Raw genomic sequence first — 10,609 nt, forward strand, 5'->3', positions numbered from 1 at the left:
GCCTGGTAGAGGATGACTACAACGTGCTGCTCGCCACCCAGGCCCTGCTCGAGCGCTGGGGGTGCCAAGTGCAGGCCGAGTCCACGGGGCAGGGTTTGGTCAGCGACTGCGACATCATCGTCGCCGACTATGATCTGGGCAACCACGCCACCGGTATCGAATGCATCGACCAGCTACGCGAGCAACGTGGCTGGGCGGTGCCAGCGCTGATCCTCACCGGGCACGACGTGGAGAAAATCCAGGCCGCGTTGCATGACCGTCAGATCGCTATCCTGTCCAAACCGGTACGCCCTGTGGAACTGCGCGGCACTCTGCGTGAGCTCAGCCAGGAAAAAATTACTGCATGAATGGTGTTAATCCATTGCCTTTGGCACCCTTGGGCATGCAGTAGGCCGCTGGCTTCATCAGGCCGAAGCTGGCAATCGCGAACGCGCCGCCGCTGGCACCACTGGGCACGGAACAGTTGTACTCGCCGGAGGCCGTGTTAGCCACGTAGTAGGTGGTCATGGAGTCGCTGCGCACATTGGAGATACGTTTTACCGGCTCGCCCAGATTGGTTTCCGACAGCTTCTTGAGATGGTCTTCGGTAGGCTTGATATTGCTGCAACCGGCGACGCCAATGATCAAGGCGCCCAGCAGGGCAAGGCGAGTGACAGGGGAGAGGAGTTTCATGGTGCTTCTTCCTTGGGGTTGTTTTGGTTTTTCCAACGCGCAACGAACCCGCGCGCACTGAATGCGCGGTGTGGGTGAGAACGTTGGAAGTGCCGCGGAATATAGCGCCGCCGTGAGGTAGGGTCGATTAGCACAAATGGGCTAATGGCAGTTTGAGGTTATGGAAGGAGCTTGCGATGCTGGAGATAAAACGCGCCACGCCGGACGACGCCGAGCGTGCGTTTGAGATTCGTCGCGAGGCCATTCTAGGCCAATGTATTGGCGCTTATAGCGCTGAAAAAATGGCGCTCTGGACTCGAGGTCGCGCCAGTGATGGTTACGGCGCGCTGATGGAAAAACAGTTCTACATGGGATGGTTCAATGGCGAACCTGTTGCCACTGGCATGCTGGATCTTGCCAACCATGAACTCGGCGCCTTGTTTGTATTGCCCGTATTCAGCGGGCGAGGGTTTGGCAAGGCGATGCTTGCTCACTTGGAGCACGTGGCGCAGCAGCAGGCGATTGAGCAGGTGGTGCTGGATGCGACACTGAACGCGGTGAGTTTTTATAGCGCGTGCGGGTATGTGGGCGATGAGCAGGTAGTGTATCGCTCTCCGTCCGGGTTGGTGCTGGCGTGTGTACCGATGGTCAAGCAGTTGCGGGTTATGAATCGCGCTTGAATGCAGCGCGCAATTGCTCGATCACAAGCTCTATTCCTGGCCCTTGTATCTGCGGCGGGGTGGGGCTCTCGCCAAATTCGCGCCATACGAACAGGGTCAGTTCAGCACCATCGGTCACGGGCTCGAGGGGGTGGGTGCCGAAAGCGTTCAGCGAGCGATAGCGCTCGTCCCGCCAGAAGGCTTGCTCTACCCAGTCATAAACGGGAATGCAATGAAAGTGCAGTGGGAAGCCGGGCATATGGCCGTAGCGGCTGATATACAACCATTTCGGCTGGAGTTGGGTTTGCATCACCCGCTGGATGTTGGCGAGCAGGCCGCCCAGTTCTGCCAGTGCGGCTTCAGGCATGTCGGGGAGGGCGTCAATCGGCGCCCTGGCGCTCAGCATCAGGTAACCCGGCAGCTTCGAGGTCAGGTGGTGGTTGAGTTGCCAGTGTTCGGTCTGGTGAAGGATGAAGGCTGGGTTGATTGGCATGTGCACGCGTCCCTGTGGGTTGGAGCGCCAGCATAGCGCGCTGAACCCGTGGCGAGGGAGCTTGCTCCCTTAACGGCCCGCCAGCCGCCCCATATCCACCTGACGCACCACGATCCAACTGTGGGAGCTGGCTTGCCTGCGAAGACGGCCTGGCAGTCAACACAGTTGGATTGTGTACATATCCATTCCTGCGGTAACGGCCACCTAGGGTTCCGCCCTGACGGCGGCTCACTTTGCAAGAGCGGCAAAGTAAGCAAAACGCTCTTGCCCCACCACTCGGCACCTCGCCTAGGCTCGGTGTGCCCGCACGCAGGCTTGAATCCGTGGGCCGCCGCCACGCGCCATCCATGGCGCGGGGCGGCTAACCCGGCGTCCTGCCGGGTTACCCACGAATTCAAGCCTGCGTTCGGCCAGCGTGGTTTAACGGGGCGCCTAAGATCAAGATCACAAGCAGATCAAGATCAAGAGCGGCTCGCTTCGCATCGTAGTGACGTGGGAGCAAGCTGAAGGGTTCTCAATGCATCTTGCTATGGTCCATCTTGCTATGGTCCATGCCATCCAAGCCACGCGCCGTTGCCTTCACTTCGACAGCCTGCTTTTCACCCTTGGTATCTTGCACCGTCAGGGTCAGCGGCACCTCGTCGCCTTCCTTGATCTGGGCGGTCAGGCCCATCAGCATCACGTGGTAGCCGTTCGGGTCGAGCTTGACGGCTTTTCCTGCTGGCAGGGCCACCGCATCCACCGGGCCCATGCGCATCACGTCGTCCTTCATGCTCATCTCATGAATCTGCACGTCCTTGGCCACTGGCGAAGCGACGCTCAGCAGTTTGCTGTCGCTGTCGGCGGTGAGGGTCATGAAGGCACCGCTGGATGGCTGACCCGGTACGGAGGCGCGAACCCAGGCGTCGGTCACTTGTACTTGGGCGCTGGCGTGGGCGGCGAGGCCCAGCAGGATGAGGCCGAGGGTGAGACGCTTGAGGTGTTGAACGGCAGTCATTAGCAGACCTCCATGACGGTGAGCAGGTCTTCTGCGCACTCTTGAGCGGTAAGGGATGCCTGCAAGCCAAGGCGCAGGTTGCCACGGGTGTCGAACACGAAACTGGTGGCGGTGTGGGAGAGGGTGTAGGTGTCGCCGGCGGGGATCTTTTCATAAAAGATCCCGAACTCCTTGGCGGCCACGGCGATTTCTTCCGGGGTGCCGTAGAGCGCTTCGAAACTGGGGTCGAAGGCCTTGACGTAATTGTTGAGAATCTCGGGAGTGTCGCGCTCGGGGTCCAGGGTGATAAACACCACCTGCATGATCTTGCCATCGCGGCCCATCAGTTTCTTGGCTTGGGCGGCGCGGGCCAGGGCGGTCGGGCAGACCGCCGGGCACTGGGTGAAGCCGAAGAACACCACCGGCATGAGGCCGCGGTACGAGCTCAAGGTGACGGTTTCGCCGTCGGTGTTCTTGAGCTTGAAGGTGCGACCCATGATCTTGTCACTGAGGTCCTTGCCGTACTTGAAGTTCAGCTTGGGGCTGTAGTCACAGCCGCCCAGCAGGCTGCCCAGGCCCAACAGGCCCATGCCGGTCAGCACTTTGCGGCGGGTGAATAACGTACTCATCAACTGTGCATCCTGTGAAACGCCTGCAAGGCAGTAAAGCTGCCCCGCCAGGCTTTGAAAAGGAGTAACGAGAAGGGTGCAGAGTCTAACAACCCTGGCCCGTGCGCGTAATCTGCGACGTTCTGCCACAGGGGTGCGGCCCATTTCGTCCTTTTGTGGCTTCGGTGGTAGAGTCGCCGCCATGAAATTGCGCCACTCTGACCGCTCACTGATCGCCTGGGCCCTGTACTTCTGCGTGCTGATGAACCTGTTCGCCTGCGGTTTGGGGCATGGCCAGATGATGGGCCAGCAGCTCAACGGCATCGGCGGGCTGTTCTGTTCGGTGGACGGCGGCCAGTCGCCCATTTCCGACAAAGGGTTGGCAAACCCGTCTTCCAGCAACATCTCGAACTACTTTGCCTGCCCGGTGTGTAACGCGGTTACCGTCGCCCTGGTGTTCCTCATCGGCCTGGCCTGGTTGCTCGGTCTTACGCAAACCCCACGTGTCGCCCATGAGCGGCGCAACAAAGCGCCTCCGCGTTATTCCTGGCCTTCGGCCAACCCTCGCGCTTCTCCCGCATCCTGACGTGTGCCTTGGGCTTCCTGTCACCAGGAGGCATTCTCTCGTCACGATGGTGAGTACGTTTTATGAACCCTCAATTGCCTGCCGGCGCCAGCCGCCTGGTCAGCAAGGCGTCGCGGCGCCTGCGTGCGCAGCCGGCGCTGCCTGACTACCCGAGCAATTCGCGCTGTTTCGTGCACCTGGATGCACGCCTGCTGCCTCACTGGCATACCTTGTTCGACATCTGCCCGGCGCTGCTCAGGCTCGACCCACCGGAGGGCTTGAACCTGTTTCGCGCCTTCATGACCTGGGCCTATCGCAACCAACCGCCGCTGGACTGGACCTACCATCTGAACGTATGCCGCTGGTTACTGAGTTCGGCGTATCGCACGCAGATCGATGAGGAACCGATCGAAGCCTTCATGGCCGCCGCGGCTGCGCGTTGGGTGCTGACGGACGACAGCGCGGCGGCGGGCATCGTCCTGAGCTGGGGGGATTCGACGCTGTTCGATTGCAAAGGCAGCGTTTCGATAGCCGCACAGCAGCAAGCATTGCCGGTACCCGCATGGGATTTCGCCTGGTGCCCCTTGAATGCGCAAGGCGCGTTCGGCGGCTGGCGGCCGGTGCCCTGATGCACCGCGTCCGGTAAGCCTCACGACACCCTCGGAAGCGCCGCACACGGCGCAGCGTGCGCGGCCCGCAGGCTGGCATCGAGCTGATGACTAGGCTCTAGGCTTCTTTGGTTTTTCAGGTCATCAGCTTATGTCTTCTTTGCATCACAACACGCCCACGCTGACGGTGGTCGACCCGCGAGGGTTGACCGTGCGCAGCGTGGCGTACCATCGCAATACCGCGCAGCAATCACCCAGCGCGCAGGTCACGCGGCAGGTGTTCGACGCTCGCGGCCTGTTGCAGCAACAGTGGGACCCAAGGCTGTTTGAGTTGCACGCTGCCGATCCCGACGTGCCGCCCAATCTGTCTCATCGTTATAGCTTGGGCGGGCAAGTGCTGAGCACCGACAGCGTGGATGCGGGCCGTCGGACGCGCTTGCTCGGCAGTGGCGGCCAGGTCGTGCAACAGTGGGACAGTCGAGGCACGCGCCAGCGGTTCGAATACGACCCGTTGCTGCGCCCCGTCGCGGTATTCGAGCGCGCGGAGGCGGCGGCGTCTGAACGCTGTGTCGAGCGCATGAGTTACGCGGGCATGACGTCCACGGAGGCGGCGCGCAATCGCTGTGGCCGCCTGATTCGTCACGATGACCCGGCAGGCACGTTGCTCGTTGAGCGCTACGACGTGCAAGGCAACATCACCGAGCAAACCCGGCGCCTTTGCACGTCGCACACCGCGCCCGATTGGCCGCTGCCCGTGAGTGAGCGGGATGCACAGTTGCAAGCCCAGACCTTCACCACCACCTGGCAGCACGATGCGCTGGGGCAACGCCTGGAGCAGGTCGACGCGCGCGGCAATCGCCAGCAATCTCAATACGGTGTCGACGGCCAGTTGACGAAAAGCGAGATCCTGTTCAAAAGCGGAGCGCGCAAGACCCTGGTGGATCAACGCAGCGTCAACGCCTCGGGCCAGGTGTTGAGCGAACGCTTGGGTAATGGCGTGCTCAGCGTTGCCGAGTATTCGGACACTGATGGACGTTTGACACGCTTGAGCGCCCACCTCAAGGATTCGGCAGGCAAGCGACTACAAGACCTCTTCTACAGCTACGACCGGGTCGGCAATGTGTTGCGCATCCGCGATGCGGCGCAGCCGACCCGCTGGGCCAGCAACGCGCAGGTGGAGGCAGTAAGCACATTCGAGTACGACAGCCTGTCGCGCTTGATCAAAGCCACCGGCCGTGAAAACGCGCGCAATACCGGCACATTCGCATTGCCGGGGCGAGTCACGTTCGGCGCCACAGACGACAACCTCTGGGGCAACTACACACGCCATTATGCCTACGACTCGGCTGCTAACCTGACGCAGATGCGCCATGTGCCCAGCATCGGCAGCGGTTATACCCAACGGATGCAGGTGGGCGAACACAGTAATCACAGCGTGATGGCCCGCGAGGGCGCAAAGGCGCCGGGCCTGGGCGATGGCTTTGACCAGGGCGGCAATCTTATGGCTTTGACGCCTGGGCAGGCGTTGACCTGGAATGGGCGCAACCAGTTGGTCCGCGTCGCGCAGGTGCTGCGTGACAATGGCGAACATGACGATGAAGTATATCTGTACGACGGCGCCGGCCAGCGAGTTATCAAGCGTCACGTGGCACATGGCAAGACGCAGACTCACACCCATGAAGTGCTTTATCTGCCAGGGCTGGAGCTGCATCGCCACGGGCCGGATGGCGAGTGGTTGAATGTGTTGCTCGCTCAGGGTGGGCGCCATTCGGTCAGAGGGTTACAGTGGGAACGGCAGCGTCCCGAGGCAATGCCGGATGAGCAACTGCGCTTCAGCCTCGACGACCATTTGGGCAGCAGTACCCTGGAGTTGGACGAGAAAGCCGCTCTTTTGAGTCAGGAGAATTATTACCCGTTCGGCGCAACAGCCTGGTGGGCAGCAAAAAATGCATTGGAAGCGGGCTACAAAACCCGGCGTTATTCGGGCAAGGAGCGCGACGCCAGTGGGTTGTATTACTACGGTTTCAGGTACTACGCACCGTGGTTGTTACGGTGGATCAGCGCAGACCCGGCAGGGGATGTGGATGGGTTGAACCTGTATGCGATGGTGGGGAACAACCCCATGGGTTATGTAGACGACGACGGCTTGCAGCGGCATCCCATCATCGATATTGCCACTCTTATCGTTACGCTGGTGTTGGCAGGGTATGCGGCGCAGATGGACGCACGCCAGCGCGTTCAGTTGGCTGTCCTGGGTTTTGCGCTGGGCATTCTGGGCGTGACGGCGCTTGGCTATCGTCAGTACAGAGAGCAAGTCAGCCTGCGTGCTCGACGCAAAGCGTTTTATCAGCAAGCCTCCCAGGAGTATGCACAGACTCTGGGGGGCGTACATGGCGCCAGTGAAGAGGAAGTCGCTGAGCTGGCGGACTTTTATCTGCAACACCGGCTGTCTACTCCTGACACTGAAAGTCTCGCTTATGGGTTGACCCCAGGCGCACGTGGCGGGCTATATGGCTACATTGGCCCAACCAAGCACAAGGACAGGGCCGACATAGCCTCCCACACGGAAAACAATCCCCATTTTACCTTGGCCAGATTGGGTTTTTTAGGCATGGAGCTTCGCGCCCCGGCACGCAAGGTGGGCGCCAGCCCGCTTCCAGCGGCTGGGCTGACCCACACCGAAGTACAACCGCAAACCAGGGTCACGAGCGTGGGCCGCCGAGGCTCCGCTTCTGAGGAGCCCGCCGCGCAACCGGTAAGCCCAGGACCTTCCTCCGGGCTGGAGCCTGAGCGGCTGGTGATTGACGTTGAGTCTGTTCTCAATGAATTACGCGGCCCTGGCGGTGGGATTCTCAGGAACGTGATCAACCGCCTGGAAGCCCGCACCCTGGACTTTCATACCGGGCATGCCATGGCGGGCGGGCAGAATGTCCGTAGTTTTGACTTGCCGGGCTATCGCGGGCAGCGCGGTCGTGGCGCCTATCGAGTGATGATCCAGCACACCAGTGGGCTCAATTATCGGGCGGTCAGGGTGATGAACCCTCACCGCCGTTAATGCGCACAACGTCAGTCGCAGGAGCTCGGGCTGTGTAACGGCCCGGCTCTGTTGTCAGGTTGGCGCGTGAGTGTCGTTCTCGTCCTCAGCGATGCTGTACCAGGCCCAGTAAGTCTGACGCCGTGTGTCGCCATTGGCAGTGAGCACGCGCACCGGGCGTCCCAAGGCGTCATAAAAGTGTTGCTCGCTGAGGCGCGCGGTATTGAAGGCCGCATCGTCGATATAGCCGGCACGGTCGGCGAAGTAAGGTCGCCAGGTCCGCGCCAGGCCACCCTGGTTGTCGTACTCCACCCGGCCACTGATCCGCCAACGGTTCGCTGAGTCTGTTTGCTCGGCGCCTGCGCGCAATAGACCGCTGTCTTCGACCTGAAAGGCTGGTCCCGGCGCAGCTTTTTCCTGGGTTTGCCGCACTCGGCCAAAACCATCCCTGAAGGCCAGGGCGACATGGATCTGCCGTTCCTGCGAGGTTCCTTGCCAGCGGTCGGCATGCAGCACCACGGCATGCACGGGCACTTGCCTGGTCGCCCGAATCAGGCGTTTGAGGGTTTGATGATGGGCCTGCGGGTCGGTCAGGCTGTTGAGCCGCACCCAGGCCGAGGCGCGAATATGCCCGCTGGGCAGCAGGTAAGCGCTGCTGACCCAGGCTGCCTGGAGACTGGCGGACGGGATTTGTCCCATCCAACTGAACACATCGTAGACGCACGCACTCTGGGCGTTGAGCAAGGCTGTCTGCGGATCGGCCAGCGCCTGCGTCGGCCCGTAGTCGAGCGCGCGGGTGAAGGACTGGCGAGTGTCATGGCCGACAGGTTTGCTCTGCTCTTCGCCCTTGAGGCCGGTCGCCAGCAAATGCCCGTGGGCATCGTAGTGTGCATACCGCTGGGTACGCTGCGCATCGGTCACCAGCACCGGCAAGCCCAGACGATAGTCGTACTGTGCCTGGGTCGAGCAGCCGTCGGCCGATTGCACCTTGATAACGTGCAGCCCATAGGCATCGTATTCAGTGTGCGTGAACCCGTGGCTCAGACTCGCCTGATGACGACGAGGCCGGTAGAAGGTGTCGGCTTGGCCATACCGGGTGTAACCCTGGCCGAGCGACCACAGGGTGATGGCCTCGTCACGCCCGGCGGCGGGCGACAGGAACGCGGTCAGGGGCCGATAGTGCTGTTCGGTCAGCGTGGCAGTGATAGCGCTGTCCTGATACACATCCAGGGCCTGTTGATCGAGTTCGGCTGTTTCGACGTAAGCGAGCAGGGCCTGAAAGTTCGCGGTTCCGGGCGGTAAGGGGGCAGTGTGTTCGGCCAGGCAATAATGCTGCCTCCACAGCCCGCCCAGTTGGCGTTGGGCATCCGGCCCCAGCGGGTTGGACGAGCCCTCGGCGACAAAGTGCTCATAGCTGATGGTGCTACCCGATAACGCCTCTTTGCTCAGCACCAGCGCGTTATTGCGTTGCTGGTAGGGCAGCCGCAAGCGCCAGCGCTGCGCGGCATCCAAGTGGATGAACTCGGCGCAGGTTTCGCTCAGGTAATAAGCCTGCTGCGCCGGGTCGTGTGCGTCGCGCCACCACTGCTGCTCGTGGGCCAGCGCCGCTGGCGCAGAGTCGCCGGCAGTCTTGCGGCGGGCATAATCGACCACCACTTGCTGCAAATTACTCGCGTAGCGGTCCCAGCGCAGATTCAGGGTGTGCTGGCAGCAAGGGTCATCCTTTTGGCGCTCGTAACGACAGGTCATCGATTCCACCAGCAACGGCAGCAGAACGGCCGGCTCGCCGGCCTTGGGCGAAGGCTTCACTTGGCGCACCAGATAGCGCTGTTGCTGCACTGAGTATGGCACTGCCTGCTGCGGCACATCGGCGGCGGCATACACCTCTTCGCGCAGTAGGCTACCCGCCAGCGCACGCTGCATGGCGCGCAAGGTCGAGGCACCGGGTGTGGCGATCAGCGTGTCGCGTGTGTGGCCGGCTTCCAGTTGGCTCAGCAGGGACGGGCCGAGCGTGGGGGCCTGCGGGTCAGCCGCGTAAAACGCTTCGCGCGGTGGGGCCAGCGTGTTGAACCAGCGCTTGGTCAACACGCCTGACGGTGCGTGGGTATTAGGTGGCTGAGCGGTTTGCAGCACCAGGCCGAAGCCGATGAACTGGCGCTCGTCACGGTCATAGCTGGCTTCGCGGTAACAAAAGTATTGGGTCGAGTGGTTGCCACTGACCAGGTCCTTTTGCCGTTGCCGTTTGACCACTGGCAGGGGGAACGCAAGGCTACTGTCCTGGGCCATTCCCAGTGTCTGCCAGTGGTGTTTCTCATCGAGCCATTCCTGGGCGCTGCTGCGGTAGCGTAATTGGGTGGCCGCTCCCATGTTGTTCAGGGTGGCTGTTAACAGATACGGTTTGACGCTGACAAAGTCATAGCGCCAATGCTGCGGTCGGATGTGCGGCACACTCAGGATCAGACTGGAACAGCCCAGGCCTTGAAGGTCGGCGAAGCTGACCTGGCACGTAGCGTCATGGCGCATCCCCTCGGGCCAGCGCAGCGTCATCGGTGCCGATGTCAACCCGTTGCCGGCGCGGTTCATGTAGACCTGCAAGTGGTCGGGTGCCAGGTAAATCAGGTCCACGGCGCCTGATCCATCCAGGTCGGCGAGGCGAATGTTGGCGGCATCGAAGGTGGCAGGGTCGAACGCCAGTGGGGCGAATACAAACCCCTTGCCGAAGCGACCACGCCCGAGGTTGGGCCAGCACTTGAGTTCGTTATGGCGAATGCGTACCAGGTGTTGTTGACCGCTGCCGAGCGGGTCGCAAAAAGCGATCAGCTCTGTCGGCGTATGGCTGAGGGTTGGTAGCCCGTCATCGTCGGGCCCATGGCGCACGTCCTGGCCAGGATCAAAGCCTCCGTCCTGGCGCTGCGCATACAGGCGTACGCTGCGGCTGCCGATCAGGGCCAGGTCCAGCCTGCCGCTGCCCATCAGGTCGGCCAGTTGCCCGTGGGGGTGGAAAAACTCTTGGGG

Annotated in this window: 10 protein-coding genes; 5 read left to right on the forward strand and 5 right to left on the reverse strand. The window is 61.7% G+C overall.

Annotated elements, in window-relative coordinates:
• Nucleotides 1-347: response regulator (locus tag GIW04_RS22150; RefSeq protein WP_236479196.1), on the forward strand; the 347-nt coding region annotated here is incomplete at its 5' end.
• Here GIW04_RS22150 and GIW04_RS22155 read toward each other — a convergent pair.
• Entirely contained in the window at nucleotides 337-672 is a 336-nt protein-coding gene (locus GIW04_RS22155) for a hypothetical protein (RefSeq protein WP_003191746.1), read from the reverse strand. The two genes, GIW04_RS22150 and GIW04_RS22155, sit on opposite strands and share 11 nt — an antisense overlap.
• Before the next feature lie 176 nt (nucleotides 673-848).
• Between GIW04_RS22155 and GIW04_RS22160 the strand changes: the two genes are divergently transcribed.
• Nucleotides 849-1,331, forward strand: a complete 483-nt coding sequence (locus tag GIW04_RS22160; protein WP_120248147.1) for a GNAT family N-acetyltransferase — start codon at nucleotides 849-851, stop codon at nucleotides 1,329-1,331.
• Here the strand turns inward: GIW04_RS22160 and GIW04_RS22165 are convergent.
• From GIW04_RS22165 to GIW04_RS22175, 3 genes are all read right to left on the reverse strand, one after another.
• Nucleotides 1,315-1,803, reverse strand: a complete 489-nt coding sequence (locus tag GIW04_RS22165; protein WP_003191744.1) for a hypothetical protein — start codon at nucleotides 1,801-1,803, stop codon at nucleotides 1,315-1,317. The two genes, GIW04_RS22160 and GIW04_RS22165, sit on opposite strands and share 17 nt — an antisense overlap.
• 514 nt (nucleotides 1,804-2,317) lie before the next feature.
• A complete protein-coding gene (locus GIW04_RS22170; protein WP_120248146.1) occupies nucleotides 2,318-2,800 on the reverse strand; it encodes a copper chaperone PCu(A)C in 483 nt (160 codons plus the stop codon).
• Nucleotides 2,800-3,408, reverse strand: coding sequence for an SCO family protein (locus GIW04_RS22175; RefSeq protein ID WP_003191741.1), 609 nt, complete (start codon nucleotides 3,406-3,408; stop codon nucleotides 2,800-2,802). The genes GIW04_RS22170 and GIW04_RS22175 overlap by 1 nt, the downstream gene beginning before the upstream one ends.
• A 181-nt stretch (nucleotides 3,409-3,589) precedes the next feature.
• Here GIW04_RS22175 and GIW04_RS22180 point away from each other — a divergent pair, with 181 nt between their 5' ends.
• From GIW04_RS22180 to GIW04_RS22190, 3 genes are all read left to right on the forward strand, one after another.
• Nucleotides 3,590-3,973 carry a DUF2946 domain-containing protein gene (locus GIW04_RS22180; protein WP_003191740.1) on the forward strand — a complete coding sequence of 128 codons (384 nt, stop codon included), beginning with the start codon at nucleotides 3,590-3,592 and terminating at the stop codon, nucleotides 3,971-3,973.
• 62 nt (nucleotides 3,974-4,035) lie between these two features.
• Nucleotides 4,036-4,581: a putative natural product biosynthesis protein gene (locus tag GIW04_RS22185; RefSeq protein ID WP_003191739.1), complete on the forward strand. Its 546-nt coding sequence runs from the start codon at nucleotides 4,036-4,038 to the stop codon at nucleotides 4,579-4,581.
• 130 nt (nucleotides 4,582-4,711) lie between these two features.
• Nucleotides 4,712-7,615, forward strand: a complete 2,904-nt coding sequence (locus GIW04_RS22190; RefSeq protein WP_120248145.1) for an RHS repeat-associated core domain-containing protein — start codon at nucleotides 4,712-4,714, stop codon at nucleotides 7,613-7,615.
• A gap of 54 nt (nucleotides 7,616-7,669) precedes the next feature.
• Here GIW04_RS22190 and GIW04_RS22195 read toward each other — a convergent pair.
• On the reverse strand, nucleotides 7,670-10,609 hold a 2,940-nt coding region (locus GIW04_RS22195), incomplete at its 5' end, for a toxin TcdB middle/C-terminal domain-containing protein (RefSeq protein ID WP_236479197.1).

It is taken from the genome of Pseudomonas sp. PA-4-8C, assembly GCF_021606625.1.
GTDB classification, from domain to species: Bacteria; Pseudomonadota; Gammaproteobacteria; order Pseudomonadales; family Pseudomonadaceae; genus Aquipseudomonas; species Aquipseudomonas lactis.